At 67.8% G+C, this 26644-nt stretch carries 23 protein-coding genes and 1 pseudogene; 13 read left to right on the top strand and 11 right to left on the bottom strand.

Annotated elements, in window-relative coordinates:
• Positions 1-24: 24 nt before the first annotated feature.
• Entirely contained in the window at positions 25-1068 is a 1044-nt protein-coding gene (locus WQQ_RS15540) for an NAD-dependent epimerase (RefSeq protein WP_050997723.1), read from the bottom strand.
• A gap of 106 nt (positions 1069-1174) precedes the next feature.
• Here WQQ_RS15540 and WQQ_RS15535 point away from each other — a divergent pair, with 106 nt between their 5' ends.
• On the top strand, positions 1175-2944 hold the full coding sequence (locus tag WQQ_RS15535) for a permease (RefSeq protein ID WP_007186173.1): 1770 nt from the start codon (positions 1175-1177) through the stop codon (positions 2942-2944).
• A gap of 25 nt (positions 2945-2969) precedes the next feature.
• Positions 2970-3989, top strand: a complete 1020-nt coding sequence (locus WQQ_RS15530) for an AI-2E family transporter (RefSeq protein ID WP_007186172.1) — start codon at positions 2970-2972, stop codon at positions 3987-3989.
• Between the two features lie 117 nt (positions 3990-4106).
• Here WQQ_RS15530 and WQQ_RS15525 read toward each other — a convergent pair whose 3' ends face one another.
• From WQQ_RS15525 to WQQ_RS15505, 5 genes are all read right to left on the bottom strand, one after another.
• Positions 4107-4514, bottom strand: coding sequence for a TfoX/Sxy family protein (locus WQQ_RS15525; protein WP_007186171.1), 408 nt, complete (start codon positions 4512-4514; stop codon positions 4107-4109).
• Between the two features lie 7 nt (positions 4515-4521).
• Entirely contained in the window at positions 4522-5871 is a 1350-nt protein-coding gene (locus tag WQQ_RS15520; protein WP_050997703.1) for a class II 3-deoxy-7-phosphoheptulonate synthase, read from the bottom strand.
• 29 nt (positions 5872-5900) lie between these two features.
• A complete protein-coding gene (locus WQQ_RS15515) occupies positions 5901-6605 on the bottom strand; it encodes a polysaccharide lyase (RefSeq protein WP_157534710.1) in 705 nt (234 codons plus the stop codon).
• A gap of 118 nt (positions 6606-6723) precedes the next feature.
• Positions 6724-8244 carry a glycosyltransferase gene (locus tag WQQ_RS15510; RefSeq protein WP_007186168.1) on the bottom strand — a complete coding sequence of 507 codons (1521 nt, stop codon included), beginning with the start codon at positions 8242-8244 and terminating at the stop codon, positions 6724-6726.
• A gap of 153 nt (positions 8245-8397) precedes the next feature.
• Positions 8398-9927 (bottom strand): PilZ domain-containing protein, encoded by a 1530-nt coding sequence (locus tag WQQ_RS15505; protein ID WP_083844587.1) that lies wholly within the window; start codon positions 9925-9927, stop codon positions 8398-8400.
• A 246-nt stretch (positions 9928-10173) separates the two neighbouring features.
• On the opposite strand from WQQ_RS15505, the gene WQQ_RS15500 reads away from it, so the two are divergent.
• The gene (locus WQQ_RS15500) at positions 10174-11097 is read left to right on the top strand and encodes a DnaJ C-terminal domain-containing protein (protein ID WP_007186165.1); all 924 of its coding nucleotides are present in this window, start codon (positions 10174-10176) and stop codon (positions 11095-11097) included.
• A gap of 145 nt (positions 11098-11242) precedes the next feature.
• On the opposite strand, the gene orn is transcribed toward WQQ_RS15500, so the two are convergent.
• On the bottom strand, positions 11243-11797 hold the full coding sequence (orn, locus tag WQQ_RS15495; protein ID WP_007186164.1) for an oligoribonuclease: 555 nt from the start codon (positions 11795-11797) through the stop codon (positions 11243-11245).
• Positions 11798-11883: 86 nt separating this feature from the next.
• Between orn and WQQ_RS15490 the strand changes: the two genes are divergently transcribed.
• The 3 genes from WQQ_RS15490 (at position 11884) to WQQ_RS15480 (ending at position 15038) form a co-directional block, all read left to right on the top strand.
• A complete protein-coding gene (locus tag WQQ_RS15490) occupies positions 11884-13284 on the top strand; it encodes a pyridoxal-phosphate dependent enzyme (RefSeq protein WP_007186163.1) in 1401 nt (466 codons plus the stop codon).
• 33 nt (positions 13285-13317) lie between these two features.
• On the top strand, positions 13318-14514 hold the full coding sequence (locus WQQ_RS15485; RefSeq protein ID WP_007186162.1) for a trans-sulfuration enzyme family protein: 1197 nt from the start codon (positions 13318-13320) through the stop codon (positions 14512-14514).
• 185 nt (positions 14515-14699) lie between these two features.
• The gene (locus WQQ_RS15480) at positions 14700-15038 is read left to right on the top strand and encodes a 4a-hydroxytetrahydrobiopterin dehydratase (RefSeq protein ID WP_007186161.1); all 339 of its coding nucleotides are present in this window, start codon (positions 14700-14702) and stop codon (positions 15036-15038) included.
• A gap of 9 nt (positions 15039-15047) precedes the next feature.
• On the opposite strand, the gene recR is transcribed toward WQQ_RS15480, so the two are convergent.
• Genes recR through efp form a run of 3 tightly spaced genes read right to left on the bottom strand, consistent with a single transcriptional unit; the run spans position 15048 to position 17258 of the window.
• The gene (recR, locus tag WQQ_RS15475; protein ID WP_007186160.1) at positions 15048-15647 is read right to left on the bottom strand and encodes a recombination mediator RecR; all 600 of its coding nucleotides are present in this window, start codon (positions 15645-15647) and stop codon (positions 15048-15050) included.
• 49 nt (positions 15648-15696) lie between these two features.
• The gene (gene epmA / locus WQQ_RS15470; RefSeq protein WP_007186159.1) at positions 15697-16689 is read right to left on the bottom strand and encodes an EF-P lysine aminoacylase EpmA; all 993 of its coding nucleotides are present in this window, start codon (positions 16687-16689) and stop codon (positions 15697-15699) included.
• Positions 16689-17258, bottom strand: a complete 570-nt coding sequence (efp, locus tag WQQ_RS15465; protein WP_007186158.1) for an elongation factor P — start codon at positions 17256-17258, stop codon at positions 16689-16691. Before efp ends, epmA begins: the two co-directional genes overlap by 1 nt.
• Positions 17259-17352: 94 nt before the next feature.
• Here efp and epmB point away from each other — a divergent pair, with 94 nt between their 5' ends.
• The 7 genes and pseudogenes from epmB (at position 17353) to WQQ_RS23155 (ending at position 25692) form a co-directional block, all read left to right on the top strand.
• Complete coding sequence (epmB, locus tag WQQ_RS15460) at positions 17353-18360, top strand: EF-P beta-lysylation protein EpmB (protein WP_040454223.1); 1008 nt, start codon at positions 17353-17355, stop codon at positions 18358-18360.
• The gene (locus tag WQQ_RS15455; RefSeq protein ID WP_007186156.1) at positions 18357-20405 is read left to right on the top strand and encodes an EAL domain-containing protein; all 2049 of its coding nucleotides are present in this window, start codon (positions 18357-18359) and stop codon (positions 20403-20405) included. The genes epmB and WQQ_RS15455 overlap by 4 nt, the downstream gene beginning before the upstream one ends.
• A gap of 105 nt (positions 20406-20510) precedes the next feature.
• Positions 20511-21134 (top strand): annotated as a pseudogene (locus tag WQQ_RS25270) (flavin monoamine oxidase family protein); the annotation flags it as partial.
• On the top strand, positions 21067-22092 hold the full coding sequence (locus WQQ_RS23820) for a flavin monoamine oxidase family protein (protein ID WP_007186155.1): 1026 nt from the start codon (positions 21067-21069) through the stop codon (positions 22090-22092). The pseudogene WQQ_RS25270 and the gene WQQ_RS23820, both read left to right, overlap by 68 nt.
• 10 nt (positions 22093-22102) lie before the next feature.
• Positions 22103-22645 (top strand): RidA family protein, encoded by a 543-nt coding sequence (locus WQQ_RS15445; RefSeq protein WP_007186154.1) that lies wholly within the window; start codon positions 22103-22105, stop codon positions 22643-22645.
• Between the two features lie 16 nt (positions 22646-22661).
• Positions 22662-23957 (top strand): hypothetical protein, encoded by a 1296-nt coding sequence (locus WQQ_RS15440; RefSeq protein ID WP_007186153.1) that lies wholly within the window; start codon positions 22662-22664, stop codon positions 23955-23957.
• A gap of 163 nt (positions 23958-24120) precedes the next feature.
• Positions 24121-25692 carry a hypothetical protein gene (locus WQQ_RS23155; RefSeq protein WP_007186152.1) on the top strand — a complete coding sequence of 524 codons (1572 nt, stop codon included), beginning with the start codon at positions 24121-24123 and terminating at the stop codon, positions 25690-25692.
• Between the two features lie 63 nt (positions 25693-25755).
• Here WQQ_RS23155 and htpX read toward each other — a convergent pair whose 3' ends face one another.
• Positions 25756-26637 carry a protease HtpX gene (gene htpX / locus WQQ_RS15420; protein ID WP_007186151.1) on the bottom strand — a complete coding sequence of 294 codons (882 nt, stop codon included), beginning with the start codon at positions 26635-26637 and terminating at the stop codon, positions 25756-25758.
• Positions 26638-26644 lie beyond the last annotated feature (7 nt).

Here is a 26644-nt window from a genome sequence, read left to right as displayed (position 1 = left end):
GCTCAGGCTTCGCTCGAGCTTTGCTCAAGCTTCATGGTAGTGCCGGAACCAGTCGACGAAGCGTCGCAGTCCGTCTTCGAGCGGCGTGCTCGGCGCAAAACCGGCGTCGCGCCGCAGGGCTTCGGTATCGGCATAGGTGGCGACGACGTCGCCGGGCTGCATCGGCAGCAGTTCGATCTGCGCGGGTTTGTCGAGCACGCGCTCGAGCGTGGCGATGAACTCGAGCAGTTCCACCGGCTTGTGATTGCCGATGTTGTAAAGCCGGTACGGGGCGCGGCTCGATGCCGGGTCGGGACTCAGCGCGTTCCAGTCCGCATTCGGCTCGGCCGGGCGCGCGGCGAGGCGCAGCACCGATTCGACGACGTCGTCGATGTAGGTGAAGTCGCGCCGCATCTGTCCGTGGTTGTAGACCTCGATCGGCCGGCCTTCGAGGATCGCCTGGGTGAACCTGTAATACGCCATGTCGGGCCGGCCCCAGGGCCCGTAGACGGTGAAGAAACGCAGGCCCGTGCACGGCAGCCCGTACAAGTGCGCATAGGTGTGCGCCATGAGTTCGTTCGACTTCTTCGTCGCCGCGTAGAGCGACACCGGATGGTCGACGTTGTCGGCCACCGCCCACGGCAGGCGCTCGTTGGCCCCGTAGACCGATGACGAGGACGCATACAGCAGCGGCGGCAGGCCGTGGTGGCGGCAGGCTTCGAGCAGGTTGGCGAAGCCGACCAGGTTGCTTTGCACGTAGGCCTTGGGGTTGCTCAGCGAATAGCGCACGCCGGCCTGCGCGGCGAGGTGGATCACGGCGTCGAATCGCGGCCCGGCGAACAGCGCATCGAGCGCGGCGTCATCGGCTAGATCGAGTTCGTGGAACACGAAGCCGGGCTTGTCGGTGAGCCAGCGCAGGCGCTCGCGCTTGAGCGCGACACTGTAATAACTGTTGAGGTTGTCGAGCCCGACGACCTCCACGCCCTGTCCGAGCAAGCGCTGCGCGACGTGGAAGCCGACGAAGCCCGCGGCTCCGGTGACCAGGACGCGACGCAGGCCGCTCGCCTGCTCCTGTCCGTGGTCCAGCATCGATTCCGGCTCGGTCGTCATGCCGCGCATTATGCCCCTTGCGTACAATGGCTTCCGATTCTTTCTTCATGCTCCGACCGAAGGCCCAAGGCTCGCCCCCAGCTCGATGAACCTGCTTCTGCTTTCGGCATCCCTGTTCGCGCTGGCGGCCGGCCCCGTGCTCTATGTGGCGGCGCGGCGGCGGCTGGGCCTGCTCGCCTTTCTCGACGGCTTCGTGCTCGTGGCGATCAGCGGCCTGGTGCTGCTCGAAGTGCTGCCGGCCACGCTCGAATCGGGCGGGTTCTGGGCGCTGGTGTTCCTGGCGCTCGGCGCGCTGGGCCCCACGGTGCTCGAAAACCAGCTGCACCACGCGCGCCGGGCGCATGTCGCCACCTTGGCGCTGTCGATCGCCGGCCTGGTCATGCACAGCGTCGGCGACGGCACCGCGCTGGCCCCGCAGCACCACGGCGAGATCCACCTCGCGCTCGCGCTGGCCATCTGCGTGCACAGCATTCCGGTCGGCCTGGCGGTCTGGTGGCTGCTGTACCCGGTATTCGGCTACGCGGTGCCGGCGCTGTCGATCGCGGCGATGGCCGCAGGCACCGTGGCCGGCTACGCCTTCGCGGACACGCTCGGCGGCTGGCTCGGAGCCACCGGCTGGGCCTGGCTGCAGGCGCTCGTCGCCGGCTCGATCCTGCATGTGGTGTTCGGCCGTCCGCACCTCGAGCGCGGCTCCAACGAGCGGCTCACGCATCCGCTATTCGAAGGCTCGGGCAACGTCATCGCCGTCGCCGCCCTGCTGCTGCTCGAAAACCTGCATCCGGCCGAGGAGCACGCGGGACACGGCGGCCACGCCGGCCATGCGGACTACCTGCACCCGCTCGTCGACCTCGTGCTCGACAGCGCGCCCGCGTTGCTCGCCGCGTTCGCGCTGACGCTCGCGCTGGCGGTCTGGAACGCGCGCCGCAGCCGCAGTCCGGCCGGGCGCTCCGGCTGGCTCGACCTGCTCTGCGGCCTGCCGTCGGAGCCGCTCTATCGCCGGCACGCGGCCAGCGGTGAATCGCTGCTGCGCGGGCTGCTGCAGCTCGCCGCCGGGCCGCAGCTGACGCTGGCCGGGCTGGCGCTGTCGCTGGCCCTGCTCGGCCTGCCGATGACCGTGCTCGCGGCCGGCTGCGTGCTGCTGCTGAGCCTGGTCACCGGGCTCGTGTTGCCGCGGTTGTTCCGCGATGCGAGCCAGCCGCGCTTCGAATTCGCGCCCGAGCCCATCGTCGGCCGCGCCTGCGATCTTCACGACCACGTCTCGCCGTTCACGATCGCCGCCCCCGCGCGAGCGCCGCTGCGCTCGATCAATCCGGCGCCGCCGGCCACGCCGAGCGCCGACCGGCTGTGGCCGTTCGAATCGCAGCTGCCCTGGCTGATCTGCGGCCTGCTGGTCGCCACCCTGGGCCTGCCGTATCTGAACGAAGGCCTGTGGCTGAGCCTGCCGCCGGGCCTGCAGCTCGCGCTCGCGGTCGGCATCGGCGCGCTGCTTGGCGCTACCGCGATCGGCGCCGTGCCGATCGCCGCGATGCTGCTCGCCACCGGCGCGCCCGCGGGCGTCGCGCTCGGCCTGCTGGTGGCCTCGGGCGCCGCCTTGCCGCGCCGCTGGCCCTTGCTGCGCAGCCTGCACGGGCGCCGCTTCGCGAGCGTTCATGCGGCCTGCTTCATCCTCGGGGCCTGCGTCATCGGCCTGCTGCTCGACCGGTTCGTCGCCGTACCGTCCGCTCGCGCCCACGCCGAGCCCGGCATGCTGCATCTGATCTGCCTGGGCCTGCTGCTGCTGCTCGCGGTGGTCGCCCTGTTGCGCCGGGGCGGACGCGAGCTGTTCGCCACGCTGTTCTTCCCCAAAGCGCTCTAAACCGATAACGACTATTCGAGCCGCCATGAGCCCGCATCCGCACAGTGTCAGCCGCATCGAGATCGCCACCTGGATCCTCACCGGACTCGCGCTGGTCTGCGTGCTCAAGCTGCATCTGCTGCCCGCGCTGCTCGGCGGCCTGCTCGTCTACGAACTGGTGCGCGGCCTGGCGCCGTTCATCCGCTCGCGGCCCAGCGAGGCCGAGCTCGCCAAGGTGATCGTCATCGCGCTGATCGCGGTGCTCGTGGTCACGGCGCTCACGGGCCTGATCTTCGGTCTGCTCGCGTTCTTTCGCAGCGAGGCCGGCAACCTGTCGAGCCTGCTCAAATGGCTCGCGCAGATTCTCGACGATTCGCGCGGCCGCCTGCCCGAGTGGGCGCTGCCCTACGTCCCGGACACTGCGGACGAGCTCGGCAACGCGGTCTCGGGCTGGCTGCGCAAGAACGCCGGTGCGCTGCAGGGGCTCGGCCAAAACGTGGTGCGCGCGATCGTGCACATCCTCATCGGCATGGTCATCGGCGGCCTGCTGTCACTGCGCGAGGCCAAGAGCAACATCGTGCATCGCCCGCTCGCGGCCGCACTCGGCGAACGCGCCGAGCGCCTGTCGACCTCGTTCCGCCGCGTGGTGTTCGCGCAATTCCGCATCGCGACGATCAACACCTTCTTCACCGGCCTGTATCTCGGCGTGGCGCTGCCACTGGTAGGCGTCGAACTGCCGCTGATCAAGACCATGCTGCTGGTGACCTTCGTCGCCGGCCTGCTGCCGGTGCTCGGCAACCTGATCTCGAACACGGTGATCGTGATCGTGAGCCTGTCGCACTCGGTGGTCATCGCCGCGAGTTCGCTGGTCTACCTCATGGTGATCCACAAGCTCGAATACTTCCTCAACGCGCGCATCATCGGCTCGCGCATCCAGGCGCGCGCCTGGGAACTGCTGATCGCGATGCTCGTGATGGAAGCGGCCTTCGGCCTGGTCGGGCTCATCGCGGCGCCGATCTATTACGCGTATCTGAAGAACGAGCTCGCGGCGCGCGAGCTGGTCTAGCCCCACGGCAAACACTGCATCTCATTCCCGCGAAGGCGGGAATCGCGGGAATCGAGTACTTTTTCTCGGACTGCCGACCGGATTCCCGCCTTCGCGGGAATGACGGCAATAAAGAGATCAGCGCTTCTTCGTCGGCTGCTTCGCCACTTTGCGGGGCGCGATTTTCTTGGCTGCGACCTTGCGGGCCGCGCGCGGCTTGGGCGCGGCGCGCGAGCGCAGCGCGGCTTCGAACGCCGAGCGCGCCCATTCGATCGCGATCTCGGCTTCGTCGAACAGCTCCTCGGGCGCGCGGTAGTACGACAGCGAAACCCGCCTGCCGCGCGCCTCGTATTCGAACGGCGCAAGTCCGCGCTCGACGAAGCGCTCGCGATTGTCGTCGTCGACTTTCAGATACAGCACGTCGTCGATGACGATCGCGATCATCAGCTCATCGATGAAAAGGCCATGCCCGCCGAACATGCGCTTGGCCCGCACCGGAGCGAAGTCCGCGAGCAGTCCGAGCAGATGATCGACGAAGGAGCTCATGTCGCCCTCAGGCGCGGCGCTGGCGTGAGACGATTTCGAGCGCGAGTTCGAGCGCCTGCTCGTAGTTCAGGCGCGGATCGACGGTCGAGCGATACGCGCGCTCGAGATCCTTCTCGGTCAGGTCGCGCGCGCCGCCGAGGCATTCGGTGACATCTTCGCCGGTCAGCTCCAGATGCACGCCGCCGAGCCGTGAGCCGTTCGTTCGATGCAGATCGAAGGCCAGGTTCACTTCGGCGAGGATGTCGTCGAACTTGCGCGTCTTGATGCCCGTGGAAGTCGATTGCGTGTTGCCGTGCATGGGGTCGCAGAGCCACAGTGCCTTGTGCCCGGCGCCGCGCACGGCCTCGATCAGGCGCGGCAGATGCTCGGTGATCTTGGCCGCGCCCATGCGATGGATCAGCACGAGCTTGCCGGCCTCGTTGTCCGGATTGAGCGCGCGGCACAGGCCGAGCAGCCAGTCGATGTCGATGCTCGGCCCGATCTTCACGCCGACCGGGTTGCGGATGCCGCGGCAATACTCGACGTGCGCGCCGTCGAGCGCGGCCGTGCGCATGCCGATCCACGGAAAATGCGTGGAGAGGTTGTACCAGCCGCTCTTGCGCGGAACCGTGCGCGTATGCGCGGCTTCGTAGTCGAGCAGCAGCGCTTCGTGGCTCGTGAAGAAATCGACGCGGCTGAATTCGTGTATCGCACCGCCCGCGAGCGTTTCCATGAAGCGCAGCGAATCGCCGATGGCGTCGACGCGCTTCTGGTAATCGGCCGCAAGCAGCGAATGCTTGACCCAGGCCAGGTCCCAGTATTCCGGGTGATGCAGGTCGGCGAAGCCGCCGTCGATGAGCCCGCGCGTGAAGTTCATCGTCATCGCCGACAGCGCATGCGCCTGCAGCAAGCGCTCGGGATCGGGCACGCGCGCGGCTTCGGTGAAGTCCGGCGCGTTGACGATGTCGCCACGGTACGCGGGCAGCGTCACGCCGTTCCTGGTCTCGGTGTCGGCCGAGCGCGGCTTGGCGTACTGGCCCGCGAAGCGGCCGATGCGCGTGACCGGCCCTTGCAGGCCATGCACGAGCACGAGCGACATCTGCAGCAACACCTTCAGCCGGTTGGTGATGGTGTCGGGCGCGCAATCGGCGAACGATTCGGCGCAATCGCCGCCTTGCAGCACGAAGCGCTTGCCCGCTTCGGCCTCGGCGAGTTGCTCGCGCAGCGACTCGACCTCCCACGACGTCACCAGCGGAGGCAGCTTCGACAGGCGCGCGAGCGCATCGTCGAGCGCGGCGCGGTTCGGATAAGTGGGCTGCTGCACGGCCGGACGCGCGGTCCAGCTGCGGGGATGCCAGTCTTGGATTGGAGAGCTCATATGCGGCCGCAGTATAGGGCCGCGACCGGCTACTGTCGGTAGAGTACGAAATCGCGGAATTCGATGGCCTGATCGACCGGCGAAGCCCAGCCCGGATCGTCGCCGCCGAAGAAGCTGCTGAACATGAGCCCGTCGATGCCGATCGCGGCGCTGTCGCGGTAGCGCAAATCCTGGCGCTCGATCGCGAGCCGGCCGTCGACGCTGAGCCTCAGCGAACCGTTCGCCTGCTGCGGATCGTTGAGCGAGATCTCCAGATCGATCGCGGTCCAGCGGCCTGTCGCGAGGCTCGCCGAACCGCGGCCGATACTGCTGCCCGGCTTGAGGCCGGCGACGTAGGCGTAGGCTTCGAGCGCGCCTTGCGCACGCCACATCAGGCGCATCGAAAAGCCGCCTTCGCCTGCGGACTGGCCGCCGCTCGGCGCGTCGCCGCCGTAGAGCCCGGGCAGCTTGCCGCCCTTGGCGTAGCGAAAACCTTCGGGCACGCGAATTTCGTAATGCAGGCAGGCGCGCGTGGTGCTTGCAGCCTGTGATTTCAGCAATGGCGCGAGAAAGCCGGCGCCGCCGCGCGGTGCGTCCGTTGCCGAGGGTGCGTATGAGCCGGCCGGATAGCGCAGCCGCAAGACGGGCGGCTCGCCCGCGACGAGCGAGAGATTCTCGGCCACGCCCCAGAGCCGCTCGAAACCTGCAGCGCGCCAGAGCCCGGCGAGTTCGGTGCCGTTCCTCGAAGCGCCCATTTGTAGCGCCGCGCTCGGCGCACCATCGCAAGCTTGAGACGCGGCGTGAAACGACAACAGCGCGATCGCGACACCGCGAAGTGCCTTGTCACTCATCCGCAGCCCGGCACGAATCTTCTCAAAGCGCACGGTCGAGCACGCCGCCGATCACGATCACGCCCGCCACGAACACCAGCAGCGTGAGCCACATGAGCAGCGTCGAACTCGCGCGCGGCGTGGCATCGGCGCCGGAGATGCTCTGGCGCGTCCACTTCTGCACGTTCGGGTGGAACGTCGCCCAGATCTTCACCGCCGAACCGACCATCTGCCCGTAGTACAGCAGCAGCGGGAACCAGACGTTGAAGCGCCCGGCGAACAGGCCGATCAGCAGCGCCTGCACGCTGCGCACGAAGATCACCCAGATCAGGTACAGCACGAGCACCTGCGGACCTTGCAGCGCCGTGAGCGCCAGGCACAGCGTCGGCCCGACCAGCGCGGTCCACAGCGACAGACGCTGATCGAGCAACGCGAACCACGGAAACACGCCGGTGCGCTTGGCGCCCAGATCGAGCGCGCGGCCGCTGTTGCGCACCATGTTGCCGAACCAGCGCTTCATGAGCGAGGTGGTGCCTGCGAAGAACGATTTCGACGGCAATTCTTCGAGGCAATACACCGTCACGTCGGGCACGTAGAGCATTTTCCAGCCGCGCGAGAGCACCCAGTACCAGCTCGATTTGTCGTCGCCCGACAGCATCTGGATGCTGCCGAAGCGCCAGTGCTTGACCTCGTCTTCGGCGATCTGCGAGGCGAAGCCCGGCTGGCAGGCGACCGATGCGCGAAACACCGAGAAACGCCCGGTGAGCACCAGCAGGCGATTCGACAGCGAGATCGAACACATGAGCAGGTGACGCTGCGCCATGCGCAGGCGGTACCACTCGCGGCTGATCGCGGTGCCGCGCACGAGCGGCAGGTTGTCGGTGGTGATCGCGCCGACCTGCGGATTGCGCTGCAGCACCGGCAGGCAGCGCTCGAGCGTGCCCGCGCGCAGCAGCGTGTCGCCGTCCATGAGCACGACGGCTGCGTTCGACGGCAAGGATCGCGAGGCCAGATGGCGCAGCGCGCGGCCCATCGCATGGCGCTTGCCGAGCCCCGCCTGCGCCATCACCATCACGTCCATGCGCCCGTCGCAGCCGCAGGCGCGGCCCACTGCCTGCAACAGCTGCGCGTCGGCCGGATCGGTCACGCAGGCGACCACGGTGGCGCGCGCGCCGTAGTCGAGCAGCTCGCGGAACAGCGCCGCATAGACGGCCGCGTTGACTTCGGCATCGATGCGAAAGCTCGTGATCAGCACCGCGACGTGATCGAAGCGATCGCGCTGCGGGTCGGTGGCCGCGCGAATCATCGGAAAGCGATACGCGCGATAGATCCACGCACGCAGGTAATGCGCGCTGGCCCAGCTGTAGCGCCAGATGCCGATCAGGCCGAGCCCGAGCAGCATCGCGCCGTGCTGCGAGAACCAGTGCGAGGCGATCGGCAGCAGCAGCGCGATCAGCGGCGCCAGATAGACCAGTGTGCCGGGCAGGCTTTGTGTGAACGTCGAGCCCGCGGTGAATCCGGAGAGTGAACTCGGCGTGCGCGCGGCGGCGCTGTCCGCGCTCATGGATGACTGGGGAAACCCTGATCAAGCGTCGCGAGCGCACGCAGGTCGCCCGAGGACGGAGCGCAGGAACCGCAGCGTACGCAGATGTACGTGAGGATTCCGGGCACCGCCCTCGGGCGAGATGCGGAGCGCAGTCGCTTGATCAGAGTGTCCTCAGCGCCAGCGCAGCGAAAACGGCATGTGGAAGCGCACATCGGCGAGCATGCCGTCGGCGCTGTCGGGCAGCAGCGTCGGCAGCGTGATGTCGACGGCCGCCATGCCGAGCAGGGTTTCGCGGCCGATCGGCAGCGCGGCCCAGTCCTCGGGCGTGGCGCGGTAACTCACGCGATCGACCTTGCCGCCTTCGATGACGCGGCCGTCGCTGAGCTCGACATCGGCGGTCGAGCCGTTCCTGAGCCGGCGCGCCGCATGCGTGCTCACGAGCGCACGCACCATCGTGCGCTCTCCGACCTTGCGCAGCTGCAGCACCGTCTGCGCGGGCTGCACCATCGCACCATCGCGCAGCTGCAGGCTCTGCAGCATGCAGTAGCACGGACTGGTGAAAGTCTGGCGCAGCTGCAGGCTCGCGAGCGACGCGTCGATCGCGGCGAGGTTCTGCTCGATGCCGAGCAGCTCTTCGCGCAGGCGACCCGGTGTTTGCGACAGATCGTTGAGGCTCGTGCTGAGCAGACCTGCGGACGACAGCCGGATCTGCGTATCGAGGTTGTTGCGCTCGCTGGACGCGTCGGCGAGCTGGCGTTGCAGCATCGACACGTCGGACTGCTGCTTCTGCAGTTCGAGCTTGGAGATATCGCCCTGCTCGGCGAGCGCGGCCATGCGCGAGAGCATCGCCGACTTGAGTTCGAGCTCGGCTTCGAGACTTTGGCTGCGCCGGTCCGCCGCGACGCGCTGCGTGCGATACACCGAGCGCAGCGCCGACACCATCTGCCCGGATTCCTGCAGCTGGCGCTGCAGCAAGGTGCGCCGCGCGAGCAGACCGGTGCGCTCGATCTGCAGGCGATCGGCCTCGCTCTGCCCGACCAGCGGGCGAATCTGGAACAGCGGCGCGCCGGCCTCGTAGATCTGGTTCGGCGGCGGCGCTTCGAGCACCACGGTGCCGGCGATCGGAGCGCTGACGTTGACGAACGGAACGCTGACCGCCGCATAGTCCGAGCGCGCCGTGAACAGCGCCCGATACGCGATGAAGCCGAGCGCCGCGAGCGCGAGCAGCAGGCCGACGCAGGCCAGCACCACGCGCACCGAGCGCGGCGCGCGTCGCACCACGGTGTTGTAGCGCGGAGCGCTCGCAAGCAGCTCTTCGAAGCTGACGAGCTGACCCGACAGATACTCGGACACGATGCGGTCGAGCAGCCGACGGTGGGCAGGCTTGAGCGTGAGGAATTCGAAGGCCGGCGCCACGTCGGGCGCGGCCCGCACCACCTGCGCCTCGATGCCGTTGAGCGTGATCTGCGCATCGCCGGCGCCGAAGCGCAGGTTCAGCGTCACCACGTCGCCGCGCGTGAGCGCAGGCAGCGGCTGGTTCAGCGACAGGCCGCCGAGCGACCAGTCCTGCGCGGGCAGCGTCTGGCCCGAGACCTCGACGGCGAGCGGCAAGCTGACGCGGGGTTCGGCTCGCTTGCCGGATGGGCTCTTGAAGGCCGTGACGACGGCCCCTCCCACCTGCACTGCCTGGCTATCCCCCATGCGCTTTCCCGCCCCTCGATGGCGAACCCTAGTGGGCGAGGCGAGGCAGGCGGCAGTGGGGCAAACATGCACAGAAACCTGATCGGCCCGGCGGATCGGCCATCTGCCCGCCGGGCCGGACCCTTGAAAGCACAGCCGCGAGCCACATTCTGGGTCAGTGACGGGCGCTTGAGGCGCCTTTTTCGTTGGCCCATTTCCAGACCTCGCCACCGCCCCGGCGACCGGTCACATGCTCGATAATGCGTCATGGACTACAAGGACTACTACCAGATACTCGGCGTCTCGCGGACCGCTACGGCCGACGAGATCAAGAAGGCGTATCGCAAGCTGGCGCGTGAATTCCACCCCGACCGCAACAAGGCCAAGGGTGCGGAAGAGCGCTTCAAGCAGATCAACGAAGCCAACGAGGTGCTGTCCGATCCCGAAAAGCGCCGCTCCTACGACGCGCTCGGCGCCAACTGGAAGGCCGGCTCGCAGTTCACCCCGCCGCCGGGCTGGGAGCAGCAGTTCCGCGGAAGCGCGGGTCGAGGCCGTCGCGGCCAGGACATGGGCGGAATGGGCGGCGGCGCCGGTTTCTCGGACTTCTTCTCGACACTGTTCGGCGGCGCTGGCGGTGCCGGCGGCCCGGGCATGAGCGGGTTCGGCAGCAGTGGATTCGAAGACGATTTCGCGGTCCAGCCACAGCGCGCCAAGCTCGCGATCACGCTCGAAGACTCCTACAACGGCGGCTCGCGCCAGGTCAGCCTTTCCAACGGGCGCACGCTCAACGTGCAGATTCCCAAAGGCATCGCGGCCGGCCAGACCATCCGGCTCGCCGAGCAGGGCGCGCGCGGTGGCGATCTGCTGCTCGAGATGGAGTTCAGCCCGCATCCGCTGTTCAAGATCGACGGCCGCGACGTCAGCGCCACGGTGTCGATCGCGCCCTGGGAAGCGGCGCTCGGAGCGAAGGTCGACGTGCCGACGCTCGGCGGCACCGTGGAGCTGAACCTGCCGGCCGGAACCGCCGCCGGCCGCAAGCTGCGCCTCAAGGGCCGCGGCCTGCCCGGTTCGACGCCGGGCGACCAGTTCGTGACGATCCAGATCGTCACGCCGGCCGCGGACAACGAGGCCGACAAGGCTTTTTATCGCGACATGCAGCGGCGCTTCGAGAGCTTCAAGCCGCGCGGTTGAAAGCGGTCGAAAAAGGCCTTCCCCCTCCGTTCGATGCTGGCGCGTAGCGCCGGATGAGGGACTTGCCGGGATAGCAAAAACGGTTATCCCGAAGGCAGCCTCACCCTCGATCCCTCTCCCGGCGGGAGAGGGACGCAAAGCGAATTCACACCATCGGCACGCGCAGAAAATGCTGCCGGTAATACCGCAGCTCGGTGATCGAATCGCGGATGTCGTTGAGCGCGAGATGCGACGACTCCTTCGAGAAACCGCGCGCGATCTCGGGCGTCCAGCGCTGGCACAGCTCCTTGACCGTCGACACGTCGAGATTGCGATAGTGGAAGAAGCGTTCGAGCGCCGGCATGTAGCGCGCGAGAAAGCGTCGGTCCTGGCAGATCGAATTGCCGCACATCGGTGAGCGTCCCGGAACGGCCCACTGCTTGAGGAAGTCGATCGTCCTGGCCTCGGCTTCGGCCTCGGTGCTGTGGCTTTCGCGTACGCGCTTGGCGAGGCCCGAGCCTCCGTGCTGGCGCGTGTTCCAGTCGTCCATCGCGGCGAGTTCCTCCTCGCTCTGGTGCACTGCGATCACCGGGCCTTCGGCGAGGATGTTCAGGTGCACGTCGGTGACGATGGTCGCGATCTCGATGATGCGATGACGCTCGGGAATCAGCCCGGTCATCTCGAGATCGATCCAGATCAGGTGGCTTGCGTGTGCGCTCATGAGGCTCCTTTTGGGGCCGAACAATAACAAAGCCTGCCGATCGGCGAGCGTGCTACCGTGCCCGCACACCCCGAGGAGAAGCAGCGATGCGAAAAACCCCAGGTGCGCACGAGACCGCAGCCACTGCCGCCAAGGGCGCGCTGGCCGCCATCGGCAACACGCCGCTCGTCGAACTCACGCGGCTCGACACCGGCTGTTGCCAGCTGTTCGTCAAGCTCGAAAACCAGAATCCCACGGGCTCGATCAAGGACCGCATCGGCCTGTCGATGATCGAGGGCGCCGAACGCGAAGGCCGCATCAAGCCCGGCGACACGCTGATCGAAGCCACCGCCGGCAACACCGGGCTGGGGCTCGCGCTGGTCGCCGCGCAGAAAGGCTACAAGCTGATCCTCGTGATTCCCGACAAGATGTCGCAGGAGAAGATCCTGCACCTGCGCGCGCTCGGTGCGCAGACGCACATCACGCGCAGCGACGTCGGCAAGGGCCACCCCGAGTATTACCAGGACATCGCCGAGCGCCTGTCGCGCGAGATTCCGGGCAGCTTCTACGTCAACCAGTTCGCCAATCCGGCCAACCCGCTCGCGCACGAAACCACCACCGGCCCCGAGATCTGGGAGCAGATGCAGCAGCGTCTCGATGCGGTCGTCGTCGGCGTCGGCAGCGGCGGCACGCTGACCGGGCTGTCGCGCTACTTCGCACGCGTGGCGCCCGAGTTGCAGATGGTGCTCGCCGATCCCAAGGGCTCGATCCTCGCCGACATCGTGCAGACCGGCGCGCCGCGTAAAGAGGCCGGGAGCTGGCTCGTCGAAGGCATCGGCGAAGATTTCGTTCCGCCCAATTGCGATCTCGCTCGCGTGAAGCATGCGTACGAGATCGACGACGCCGAGAGCTTCCACACCGCGCGCGAGCTGCTGTCCAGGGAAGGCCTGCTCGGCGGATCGAGCACCGGCACGCTGCTCGCCGCGGCGCTGCGCTATTGCCGCGAACAGACCACGCCCAAGCGCGTCGTGACCTTCGTCTGCGACAGCGGCAACAAGTACCTCACGAAGATGTACAACGACTTCTGGATGTTCGAGCACGGCCTGCTCGCGCGTCCGCACGAAGGCAATCTGCTCGACCTGATCGTGCGTCGCTATCACGAAGGCGGAGCGGTGACGCTGGCGCCCGACGACAGCCTGCTGCAGGCGTATCGGCGCATGCGGCTGTTCGACGTCTCGCAGCTGCCGGTGATGATCGGCGATCGCGTCGTCGGCATCCTCGACGAATCCGATCTGCTCGTGCACGTGCAGGCCGACCCGACGCATTTCAACGACAAGGTTTCGACCGCGATGGTCACGCGCGTGGAGACCATCGCGGTGAATGCGCCGATCGCCGACCTGTTGCCCGTGTTCCAGCGCGATCACGTCGCCATCGTCGCCGACGGCTCGCGCTTCGTCGGCCTGATCACCAAGATCGACCTGCTCAACTACCTGCGCAAGCAGCTTTGATGCGCATACCCGAATAAACAACGCACACACGACATGTCCAACGACAAACAATCACAGGCCCAGGCCTTCGCCACGCGCGTGATCCATGCGGGCCAGCAGCCCGATGCCTCGACCGGCGCGATCATGCCGCCGATCTACGCGACTTCGACCTACGTGCAGTCCTCGCCGGGCGTGCACCAGGGCTTCGAGTATTCGCGCTCGCAGAATCCGACGCGCTTCGCCTACGAGCGCTGCATCGCCGATCTCGAACACGGCTCGCGCGCCTACGCGTTCGCATCGGGCCTCGCGGCCACTTCGACCCTGCTCGACCTGTTCGCGCCGGGCGATCACATCATCGCGAGCGACGATCTCTACGGCGGCAGTTATCGCCTGTTCGCGCGCGTGCGCCATCAATCGGCCGGGCTGCGCTTTTCGTTCGTCGACATGCGCGATCCGGCCGCGATCGAAAACGCCATCGAAACGCGCACGCGCATGATCTGGGTCGAAACGCCGACCAACCCGATGCTCAAGCTCGCCGACCTCTCGGCGATCGCGGCCATCGCGCGCCGGCACGGCGTGCTCGCGGCGGCCGACAACACCTTCGCGAGCCCCTACCTGCAACGGCCGATCGAGCATGGCTTTGACCTCGTCATGCACTCGGCGACCAAGTACATCAATGGGCATTCGGACGTGGTCAACGGCCTGCTGATCGCGGGCGACCGGCCCGAGATCGCCGAGCGCCTCGCGTTTCTGCAGAACGCGGTCGGCGCGGTCGCCGGGCCGTTCGATTCGTTTCTCGCATTGCGCGGCGTGAAGACGCTGTCGGTACGCATGCAGCGCCACTGCGAAAACGCGCTCGAACTCGCGCGCTGGCTCGAAGCGCATCCGAAAGTCGCGCGCGTGCATTACCCAGGGCTGGCCTCGCACCCGCAGCACGAGCTCGCGCGCCGGCAGATGCGCGATCCGCGCAGCGGCGAGCCGGCCTTCGGCGGCATGATTTCGGTGGAGCTTGCGACCGACCTGGCCGGCAGCCGGCGCTTTCTCGAAGCCTGCTCGCTGTTCTCGCTGGCCGAGTCGCTCGGCGGCGTCGAAAGCCTGATCGAGCATCCGGCGATCATGACCCACGCGAGCGTGCCGGCCGAGAATCGCGCCGCGCTCGGCATCAGCGACTCGCTGTGCCGGCTCTCGGTGGGCATCGAGGACATCGCCGACCTGCGCCACGACCTCGAACGGGCCTTGAGCGCGGTCTGAGTCGGCAGCGGTCCGGTCGGATGGGAAACTCGAACCGGCACCCGCGGCTCGCGCATTCGGTAACGCGCATGCGGGAGCGTTTCATCGAGAGACCCGGCTCAGATCGTGACCCGGTTTACTTCCGCCGGACGACGCGGCAGCATGCGCGCCCCGACGCCTTCCCGCGTCGGCCCCGCGGAGGCGCCATGGCCCAGTTGTCCGAGAAGAAATGCGTGCCCTGCGAAGGCGGCGTTCCGCCGCTCGACCTCGCCGCCGCCATTCGCCTTCACGAGCAACTGAACGAGCGCTGGAAGATCGTCGACCAGGGCCGCGCGATCGAAACCAAAATCGAGTTCCGCACTTATGCGCGCGTGCTCGCGTTCACCAACGCGGTGGCCTGGATCGCAATCCAGGAAGACCATCACCCGCTGATCGAATTCGGCTACCAGGAAGTCCGCATCCGCTACTGGACGCACGCGATCGACGGGCTGTCCGAGAACGACTTCATCTGCGCGGCGAAGATCGATCGCCTGCTGGCCGAATAAGCGCCGCGATCAGACCGGCCTGCGGCCGCTCAGCGCATGCGCGAGCGTTCCGCCGTCGACGTATTCGAGCTCGCCGCCCATCGGCACGCCGTGCGCGATGCGCGACACCGCGACGTTCTGCGCGCGCGCCATTTCGGCGAGATAGTGCGCGGTCGCTTCGCCTTCGACGGTCGGATTGGTGGCGATGATGAGCTCATTGAAATCACCGCTCGCGAGCTGGCTCTGCAGCAGGTCGAGCCCGAGTTCGTCGGGGCCGATGCCGTCGAGCGGCGACAGCCGGCCCATCAGCACGAAGTAGCGTCCGCGATACGAAGTTCCGCCTTCGATCGCCATGAGATCGGCCGGCCCTTCGACTACGCATAACTGCCCGCTCGCGGTGCGCGCGGCGCTGCAATAGCGGCAGGCCTCGTCCTCGCAGAACATGCGGCAGCTCGGGCAGCGGCCGATGTGGTCGAGCGACTCGCCGAGCGCCTGCGCGAGCGAGCGCGCTGCGTTTCGATCGCGATCGAGCAGGTGGAAAGCCATGCGCTGCGCCGATTTCGGGCCCACGCCGGGCAGGCGGCGAAGGGCATCGATCAGTCGGCTCAGGCGGGGGGAATAGACGTTCATGCGCCCATTATCGGGGGCGCCGCCGGCGAGTGCAGCGGGCCGCGCGCGATCAGGCGCGCCTGCGATCGAAGGCCAGGGTCGCCGCGAGTTCGGGCAGGCCGAGCTTGAGCATGAGCAGGCGATCGAGCCCGAGCGCGACGCCGCTGCAATCGGGCAGGCCGGCCGCGAGCGCGTCGATCAGATGCGCGTCGTAGGGCGGAACGACTTTGCCCTGCGTACGGCGCCAGTTCTGGTCGGCGACGAAGCGCGCGCGCTGTTCGTCGGCGTCGGTGAGTTCGTGAAAGCCGTTGGCAAGTTCGATCCCGCGCCAGAACAGCTCGAAGCGCTCGGCGACCGCGGGCTCGCTACCCTGCGCCGGACGAATGCGCGACAGCGCCGCCTGCGAGGCCGGGAAGTCGTACAGGAAGCTCGGGTTTTGCTGACCGAGCCGCGGTGAAACGCGCAGCGACATCAGCAGGTCGAGCCAGAAATCGGGCTCGACCTCGTCGGTGAAATCAACGCTCTGGATCAGGCCGAATCCGATTGCCGCTGTGCGCAGCTTCGCCACATCGGCCGAGAACGGATCGAGCCCCGCATGGCGCAGAAAGGCCTCGCGATAACTGAGCCGCTCGAAGCGCCCGGACAGGCCCGCGAGCGTCTCCACGAGGGCCTCGACCTCGTCGATCAGCGCGTGCATCGAAAAGCCCGGCCGATACCACTCGAGCATCGAGAATTCGGTGTTGTGATACCGCCCCTGCTCCTCGACGCGAAACACGCGCGCGATCTGGAAGATCGCACCAAAGCCCGCGGCGAGCAGGCGCTTCATCGGAAACTCGGGCGAGGTCTGCAGCCACTGGCCGTCGCGGGTCGAAAAGCTGTCGATGTACCGGTCGACCGTCGCATGCGCGGACAGGATCGGCGTTTCGACTTCGAGCACCTCGCGCGCAGCAAAAAAGGCGCGGACGGAGCCGTTGAGCTCCGCCCGCGCCTTGATGGTTTCGAGACCGGCGGAAGGGCGCCAGGAGCTTGCGTCTCCCGTCCCCCGTTCCCCGTCTCCCGGCATCACTTGTTGGCGCGGCCCAGGTATTCGCCCGTGCGGGTGTCGACCTTGACGATCTCGCCCTGCTGCACGAACAGCGGCACGCGCACGATGGCACCGGTCTCGAGCGTCGCCGGCTTGCCGCCGCCGCCCGAGGTATCGCCACGCAGGCCCGGATCGGTCTCGGTGATCGCCAGGATGACGTAGTTCGGCGGCGTCACCGACAGCGGCACGCCGTTCCAGAACAGCACCTTGCAGCTTTCCTCGCCCTTGAGCCACTTGGCGGCGTCTTCGACGGCGGTGGCGCCGGCCTGCACCTGCTCGAAGCTCGACGGGTTCATGAAGTGCCAGAACTCGCCGTCCGAATACAGGTACTGCATGTCGGTTTCCTCGATGTCGGCGAGCTCCCAGGTGTCGCCCGACTTGAGGGTCTTCTCGAGAACGCGGCCGTTCTTGAGGTTGCGGATCTTGATCGTGTTGGTCGCCTGGCCCTTGCCGGGCTTGCGGTATTCGTTGTCGACGACAGCGTAGGGTTCTCCGTCCACCAGAACCTTGGTGCCGGACTTCATTTCATTGGTGCTGACGTTTGCCATGGCGAGTCACACTTTCTTTCAAAGAGGAACAAATCGGTTTGGTTTTGTCTGGCCGGTTGCCCGGGGAGACCCTGGCGGCCAAAATGCGGCGCGCATGATAACCCCTAGTCACACAATCCGGCAGGCTCCCGCCTGGCAGCACGCCCTCAGGGGCGCTTTTTCGAAGCCCGCCGAACTGCTCGCCTTCCTCGACCTGGACCCCGCCCTGCCCGTGCTCGACGCCGAGCGGCTGGCCGATTTCCCGCTGCGGGTGCCACGCGGCTTCGCCGAGCGCATGCGCAAGGGCGACCCGGACGATCCGCTGTTCCTGCAGGTCTGGCCGCGCGGTGCCGAGGCGCTCGCGGTCGAAGGCTTCGGCCTCGACGCGGTCGGCGACATGGCCAAGCTCAAGCCCGGCGGCATCGTCCACAAGTACCAGCACCGCGTGCTGGTGATGACCACCGGCGCCTGCGGCGTGCATTGCCGCTACTGCTTCCGCCGCCACTTTCCGTATTCCGAAGCCCTCGCCGCGCGCGATCACTGGCGCGAGGCGCTGGCGCAGATCGCGGCCGACACCTCGATCACCGAGGTGATCCTGTCGGGCGGCGATCCGCTGTCGCTGTCCGACGACAAGCTCGGCGAATTCATCGACGGCCTCGACCGCATTGCCCATGTGCGACGGCTGCGCCTGCATACGCGGCAGATCGTGGTGCTGCCCGAGCGCGTCGACGACGGCCTCGTCGAGCGCCTCGCCGATACGCGGCTCGACACCGTGATCGTGCTGCACGCCAATCACGCCAACGAGCTCGACGCCAAAGTCGCCGATGCCTGCGCCCGGCTGCGCCAGATCGGCGTGACGCTGCTGAACCAGGCGGTGCTGCTGCGCCGCGTCAACGATCGCGTCGACGCGCTCAAGGCGCTGTCCGAGCGCCTGTTCGAATGCGGCGTGCTGCCCTATTACCTGCATCTGCTCGACCGCGTCGACGGCGCGGCGCACTTCGAAGTCGACGAAGACACCGCCCGGGGCCTCATGCGCGAGCTCGCGTCCGAGCTGCCGGGCTATCTGATGCCCCGGCTGGCGCGCGAAACCGCCGGCGACGCGGCCAAGCAAGTGCTGGCTTGAACGCCTTTTCCGCCCAGGGCACGGCCGTCGCCTGGGTGCTCGGCGGCCCCGAGGAAAACACCCGCATCATCGAGGCCGACCTGCGCCAGGCCGGCCTCGCGATACGCGTCGGCTGGATCGCCGATCTCGACGAGCTCGGCGACGCGCTCGGCCGCGGCCTGCCGGACCTGTTGTTCTGTTTCGAATTCCTGCCCGGCGACCTGCTGAAGGAATCCATCGCGCTGTGCGCCAGCCTCGCGCCGGGCCTGCCGATGCTGTCGCTCGGCCCGTCGGCCAGCGCCAGCGCGACGCTGGCCGCGCTCACGCTCGGCGCGGCGGACCGCGTCACGCTCGAAGACGATCACGCGCTCGAGCACCTCGACCACGTCTATCGCCGCGAATCGCAGCGCGGCCGGCTCGGCCGCGAACTGCAGCGCCTGCGGCCACGTCTCGCCGCGTTCGAAGCCCGCCACCGCGAGCAGCTGCTGCTCAATGTCGACGCGGCCGTGCAGGCCAGCGACGGGCTCGTCACGCTCGTCAACGAGGCCTTCGCCGAGCTGATCGGCGAGGCCGATCCGGCGAGCCTGCTCGGACGCCCGCTGATCGATCTGGTCGCCGTCGAACAGCAGCCGCGCGTGAAGGAGGAGCTGCGCCAGTTCCTGCGCGGACATCGCGTCGATCGCAGTCTCGACACCGCGCTGCTGCACGTGAGCGGCGCTAGCCTGCCGGTGCGCCTGCAGATCGCGCTCGGTTCGCTGGACGGCGAAGACTTCGTCGAATGGCGCGTGCTGCCGGAATCGCCGGTCAAGACCGGACGCGCGGTGCTCGGCGATCGGCTGGCGCTGTTCCGCCATCTCGGCGTGCCGGCCGCCGACAGCCGCCCGCGCGCCGCGCTGCTGCTGGTCGTCGACGGCTTTTCCGCGCTCGAGGCCAGCCTCGGGCTCGAAGACGCCGAGCGTCTCGTCGGCCACGTCGGCTCGGCGATCACCGCGCTGCTCGGCCACAGCGACACGCTGTTCCGCTTCTCGAACGACGAGTGGCTCGCGATCCTGCATCGCGACAGCGTGTCGGACATCGAGCAGCTCGCCGAGCGCCTGTGCCGCGATCTCGCCGCCCCGCTCTACACTGCGGGCTCGCACCAGACGCGCATCACGCTGACGGTCTGCGCGTACCCGATCGGGCTCAAGGAGAACGCGGTCGCCGTCATCGAGCCGCTGGTTCGCGAAGGCCGGCGGCTGTCGACCGAAACTCCGGGCCAGATGGTCATGCTCGGCCAGACCGCGCGCGACAGCGCCGAGGCGCGTGACCTCGCGGAGCGCGGCGATCAGCTGCGTGCCGCGCTCGAACACCATCGCCTGCGCCTCGCCTACCAGTCGATCGCGAGCCTCGAAGGCGACGCGCGCATGCACGCCGACGTGCTCGTGCGCATGGTCGACGAGCACAACCGCGAGCTGCACGCGAGCGAATTCCTGCCGACCGCCGAGAAGCTCGGGCTGATGGCCGAGATCGATCGCTGGGTCGTCGGTCGCGCCTTGGGCGTGCTGGCCAAGCGCGAGATCAATCCGCTGCCAGCCCTGCTCTTGATCCGTCTCTCGGCGGAAACCCTGCGCGAGGCCGACGCTTTTCTGGAGTGGATTCCGACCGCGCTCGGGCCGCGCAAGCTGCTGCATCGCGAGCTCTGCTTCACGCTGCAGGAGAGCGTCGCCCAGGGACAGCTCGGCAAGGCGGCCCAGCTCGCCCAAGCGCTCGACGAGCTTGGCGCCGGCTTGGCGCTCGAGCATTACGGGCTCGGCGCGCAGTCGGTGCCGCTGCTCGACGAGCTGCCGCTGCGCTTCGTGCGCTTCGCTCCCCAGCTCACGCGCCTGTTCGGTGAGCCCAACACGCAGCAGCGCATGACCGATCTGATCCGCGCGGCCAAGCAGCGCGGCATCAAGACCATCGTCAGCCACGTCGAAGATGCCAACCTGATGGCACGGATGTGGCAGATGGGTGTGGACTACATCCAGGGCTACTACATCCAGGAGCCCGACGTGGTGCTGCTGGCGACCGACGCCGTCCGCCGCTGATTCCTGGGTTCTGCCCGTCGCGCCGCCCACGGCGGGAACGACGGGCAGAACCGGAAACCCGCGGCTCGTTTCACCACCGCAACATCGGCTTGGGGGAGTTCGACGATGCGACGCAATCAAGGTCCGGGGCCGTCCGGTTTCAGCCGTCGTGATTTCCTCATGCACCTGGGCCAGGCCGCCGGCAGCGGCGCGGTCTACCGGGCGATGGGCCTGCTGGCGTTTCCGACCGCCTGGGGCGGGCCGCCGCAGCTGCCGGCGGATTCCGGGCGTGGCAGGAAGGTGGTCATCATCGGTGCCGGCATCGGCGGCCTGTCCGCCGCCTACGAACTCGGCAAGGCCGGCTACGACTGCACGCTGCTCGAAGCCAGCGAGCGCGCGGGCGGGCGCAATCGCACGCTGCGTTCGGGTGATGTGATCCGTGAGACCGACAGCGAGCAGGTCTGCGGCTTCGACGCCGAGCCGCACCTGTATTTCAACGCGGGCCCGGCGCGGCTGCCTTACCACCACGAGGCGATCCTGGCCTACGTGAAAGCCTTCGACATCGCGCTCGAACCCTTCATCAACGACAACCGCGGCAGCTACTTCCATTCGAGCAAGGCCTTCGGTGGCAAGCCGATACGCGGCGAGACCATCCAGGCCGATTCGCGCGGGCACATCGCCGATGCTGCTGGCCAAGGCCACGCAAACCTCGGCGCTCGATTCCAGGCTCACGGCCGACGACGCCGAGCTGCTGCGCCAGATGCTGCGCGCCTGGGGCGATCTCGACGCGGACCTGCTCTACAAGGGCTCGGCGCGCGGCGGGCACCTGGGCGACGAGATCCTGCAGGCCGGCCAGCCGCGTCCGCCGATCGATCTTTCCGAACTGCTGCGCTCGGAGTTCTGGCAGTTCCAGATGGAATTCGCCGAAGGCTGGGAGCAGCATCCGACGATGATGCAGCCGGTCGGCGGCATGGACAGGATCGTCAAGGGCTTCGAGTCGCGGCTCGGCGGCGTGATCGTCCGCAAGGCGCCGGTCACGCGCATCGTCGATGGCGACAGGAAGGTGCGCGTGAGGTATCGGCATAACGGCGCGGAGCACGAGATCACGGCCGATTTCTGCATCAACTGCGCGCCGGCCTACCTGGTCAAGGACATCCGCAACAACTTCAGCCGCGCCTACCGGGACGCGCTCGCCGTGGTGCATCCCGGCAAGCTGTTCAAGATCGCCTTCCAGGGCAGGCGCCGCTTCTGGGAGGAGGACGACCGCATCTACGGCGGCATCAGCTGGACCGACCAGCCGATCATGCAGCTCTGGTATCCGGCTCACGGCTTCCACAAGGCCAAGGGCATCCTGCTCGGCAGCTACACCTGGGATCCCGAGCAAGGCGAGGCCTGGGGCCGGCTGCGGCCCGAACAGCGGCTCGCCGCGGCGATCGCGCAGGGCGAGAAGCTGCACCCGGGCTATGGCGAACTGGTCGAGAAAGGCATCTCGATCGCCTGGGGCAAGGTGCCGTATCAGATGGGCTGCTCGCCCGAATTCACACCCGAGGACCGGGCCAGGCACTTCCCCACCTTGCAGACCCCGAACCAGCGCCACTACCTCGTCGGCGACCAGATGAGCTTCGTCTCGGGCTGGCAGGAAGGTGCGGTACGCTCGGCTCATGCAGCCGTCGAACACATCCATCACCGTGTCGCCAGCGGCGACTGAGGAGACTTGCGTGACTTCCACCGTGCCCTTCGCCTTGCGCCCGCTGGCCCTGAGCCTTTGCGCCATCCTGCTGCTCGGCGTCGCCGGCTGCGACCCCAAGGCGACCGGGCCGGCGACGGAAAAGCAGGCCGTCCAGCGCTACCCGATCCCCAATTCCACGTTCCCGATCGCCCGCGCGGTCGAGGTGCCGGCGAGCAAGGTGCTGGTGTTTCCGAGCGGCACCACGCCCGATCCGGCGAATCCCGAGGCCGAGAAATTCAGCGCCGAATACTGGGGCGACACCAAGGCGCAGACGGTTTCGGTGCTGACCAAGACCAAGGCCACGCTCGAAAGCCTTGGCCTGGGCCTCGGCGACGTGGTGAAGATGACCGCCTACGTCGTCGCGCCCACGCCCGGCGCGGCGATGGATTTCGCCGGCTTCATGGAGGGCTACACGCAGTTCTTCGGCACCGCCGAACAGCCCAAGCTGCCCGCTCGCACGACCGTGCAGGTGGCTGGACTCGCGGCGCAGGGCATGCTCGTCGAGATCGAAGTCATCGTCGCGCGTCCCTGATCCTTCCCGCTCACAGATGAAGACCCTTCTGCCGCCTTGCCGCTGGCGTCTGCCGGCCGCGCTCGTCCTGTTCGGTCTGATCAGCGCCTGCGGCGGCGGTGGCGACGGCGAGCCCGATTCGCAGGTCACCGAAGGCATCTACGAAGCCGTCACGCCCGCGGTGGCCGGCGCGCCGTATGCGCCGGTGCTCGCCGATTGCGCGTTCAACGAAGCGCGCGACGACAGCTGCACGCTCGAACGCCTGCCGTTTCTCGGCCAGGAAACCGGCAGCGTGACGGTCGACAAGCTCATGGAGCGCGTCGTCACCTCGCATCCGTGGATGGCGCAGCGCTTTCGCGAAGTGCTGCAGACATTGCCGGAGCCGGCGCTGCGGATGACGCGCTCGCTGACCGCGGTGGTCATCGGCAGCAAGATCCGGCCTTCGTTCTACACGACCGCCACCGGCGCGATCTACCTCGACCCCGAATATCTCTGGCTCACGCAGGCCGAGCGCGCCACGATCAGCGACGAGGAGGACTATCGCGCCGGCTTCGGCAACGCGCTGCAGTTCGTCTCGCTGTGGCGCTACGTCAGCAACAACCGCTACGCCTATTACTCCTACGCCGACAGCTACACCGGCACGCGCTCGGTCTACGACATCAGGCTGCCGATCGCCCGGCTGCTGTTCCACGAACTCACGCATGCGGGCGATTACATGCCGCCCGCGGCGCTGGACGGGCTCGCGCGCAACCAGACGCTCAGGCAGGCGATCGACGCCCAGCGCGGCCATCGCATCTCCGACGAGCTCGTCGCCGGCAATCCCCTGGCCTCGCAAACCTGGAAAGCGCTCGCCGACGTGCTGTATCGCGGCAGCACGGCGTCGAGTGCGCAGCGGGCGATGACGCCGTCCGAGGTCGCCGACGCCTTCGCGCCCGACCGCGCGTCCGACGCCTACAACTATTCCACGCAGTCCGAGGACATCGCGATGATGGCCGAGGAGGCGCTCATGCAGTTCCACTACGGCATCGAGCGCGACATCGCCTTCACCAACCGCCCGGCCAACAGCGGAGCGTCCGGCGACGACTACATCGTCGCCTGGGGCGTGCGCGGCCGCGTGCGCGAACCGCGCGTGGCGGCCGCCGCGCAGTTCGTGCTCCAGCGCCTGCTGCCGGGCACGGATTATTCGGCGCAGTTCGCGAACCTGCCGGCGCCCACGCCGATGCGGCCGGGTGAATCGTGGACGACGAATCTGTCTGCATCGCCCGACGTGCCGGCCGCCAAAAGCGCCGATGCGGTTCCGCTACCCGCCGCCGATCGTTTGCCGCCCGGCTGAAATGGCGGTCGGCTCCGAGCGTCGATCAAAGCCCCGCTACGCGGGGCTTTTTATTGCCGCGAAGCGTCGATCGTCATTGGTCGTAAAACGGTCGGGATTCCGTCCGGACTGCCGAACTCCGCCGCCCTAGCCTGCGGTCATCCGATTCGATCAGGAGAACCGCATGGACCGCAGCCCTCGCAACCACCGCTTCATTCGCCCTCGCCGCCTGCTTGGCGTGATGGCGCTCGCCACCTTGGGCTGCCTGTCAGCAGCCTGGACTGACCCAGCTTCTGCCGCCAAAAACGATTCGAGCGCCAATGCCAAGTCGTCCAAGGACGAGCTGGCGACGCTGATTTCGCAGTTCGAAAGCGTGGGCATGAGCCGGGCCAGCGCCGAAAAGCTGGCGGCCCGCATCGTCGCCGGCGACGCCGAAGCCCTGGCGACCGGACGGCTGATCGCCGATTCGGCCGCTCGCCTGCAAACGGTTGGAGCCGAAGAAGCAGACTTCGGCCGCATCGCGGAAGAAATCGCCCGGCGTCGACTGACCGACGGCACCAACGGCGGAGCCGCCGATGCCTTGGTCGGGGCAGCCGAACTCAAGGCCGTGCTCGATCCCAAGATCGTCGCCCAGCTGCCGGCGAATGCGGCGGGGCGCGCCGGACAGGTCGCCCGCGCGGTGGTCAAGGCCAGAGGCGAACTGCAGCTGGTCGGCGAAGACGGCAGCGCGATCGGTGACGCGCTGCTCGCCGGCATCGTCCGCCAAGGCACCGGCGGTCTGCAGGCCGATCGCCTGATCCGGGACACGATCCAACCCATCATCGATCAGCACACCGCCGCCCAGTCGGCCGCCGCGCGTGCCGCGGCCAAACCCGGTTCGGCCGGCATCGGAAGCGGGAGCGCGGGAACCCGCGAATCCGGCAGGACCGCCGCCAGCGATCGTTACCAGGGGACGGGATCGGGCAGCCGTCGCCCCGGCGACGGCGGAGGCAACGGCACCAGCAGCAATGGCGATGGAGGCGGCGGCGGAGAGCCCGGCGGCCCGGCCGATGACACCGGCGGTGGCGGAGGTGGTGGCAGCGGCTCGAGCGGGTCGTCGAGCAGTTCATCCGACAGCGACTCGGGCAACGACAAAGGAGGCGATGGCGGCGGCACGGAAACGGCAGCCGACGACGAGCCCATCGAACATCTCGGGCTCGATGGCGAGTTCGAAATGAACGGCGAGCGCCATCCCACCGCATCGACCGGCGGCACCCCGAGAGCGCCCGGCATGGAGAAGGAGCGCGGCAGCGGCGTCGAGCTGTCGACCGCCACCGGCGGCCGGCTCGGCGGCACAGAAGCGGCCAACGCCCGACGCGGTGTGGATCTAAAGGCCAATGGCGGCGGCACCGTGAACCCCGATCCTCAGTCCGACAAAGGCAGCGGCGTGCTGCTGACGACCAAGGAGCAGAACGACGCGCGTCGCGGGCTCGGCATGGCCACCGGCGGCGGCCTGATCAACCCGAACCGCGACAAGCTCGGCGGCGTCGTGGTGACCGATCGCGATCTCAAGGAGCTGGGCCTCAAGGGCAGCGGCGGAGCCAAGGGACCGACCGACAGCAGCGGCCGCACGCCTCCGACCCAGGCGCCGCAAAGCCCACTCGCAGGAGCCGGACCGATCGTGCCGCCGTCCGGGCTCAAGAACGCGGCGACGGTCTCGAACCTCGGCCAGGCCCCGGCGCTCAAAGCGGAGGTCAAAGCCGGCCTCGGGCAGTAGTCGCGCGGTAACGAAAAAGGCGGCCGAAAGGCCGCCTTTTTCGTTACCGCATCGTCGAACCGCTCAGCCCGTCGCCGCCTGCAGCGCGGCGATGCGCTTTTCGATCGGCGGGGGCGTCGAGAACCATTCCTTGACGCCGCCGGCGATGCCGAAGGCCATCTGCTGCGGCGGCAAGGTGGAGGCGGCGGCGCCGCCGAGCTTCTGCAGCGCCGAGATCATCTTGCGCTTGCCGGCCAGATGCGCACCGCCGCGGTCGGCGCGGAATTCACGCTGCCGCGAAAACCAGGCGACGATCATGCTGGCAAGAATGCCGAACACGATTTCAAGCACGAACACGGTGATGTAGTAACCGAAGCCGATCGAGCTGCGCGATTCGTTCTGGTTGCGCCCCGACAGCATGCTGTCGACGAAGTAGCCGATCACGCGCGCCAGAAACATCACGAAGGTGTTCACCACGCCCTGAATCAGCGTCAGCGTCACCATGTCGCCATTGGCGATGTGGCTGATTTCGTGGCCGAGCACGGCTTCGACTTCGTCCTGGTTCATGCTCCGCATCAAACCGGTGCTCACCGCGACGAGGGCCGCGTTCTTGTTCGCGCCGGTGGCGAAAGCATTGGGCTCCGGCGCGTCGTAGACCGCGACTTCGGGCATGCCGATGCCGGCCGCGCGCGCTTGGCGCTCGACCGTCTGCAGCAGCCACATTTCGGCGGAATTGCGCGGCTCGGTGATCACCTGCGCGCCGACCGAGCGCTTCGCGACCCACTTGGACATCAGCAAGGAAATGATCGAGCCGCCGAAACCGAAGATGGCGCAGAAGGCCAGCAGGGCGCCGAAGTTGAGTCCGTTGGCGGTCAGGTAGCGGTTGACGCCGAGCAGCGAGGCGACGACCGACAGCACGAGCATCACGGCCAGGTTGGTGATCAGGAACAGAGCAATGCGTTTCATGGCGTTG

The sequence above is a fragment of the Hydrocarboniphaga effusa AP103 genome (assembly GCF_000271305.1).
Lineage (GTDB): Bacteria > Pseudomonadota > Gammaproteobacteria > Nevskiales > Nevskiaceae > Hydrocarboniphaga > Hydrocarboniphaga effusa.
This window is presented reverse-complemented; position numbering and strand designations above follow the sequence as displayed.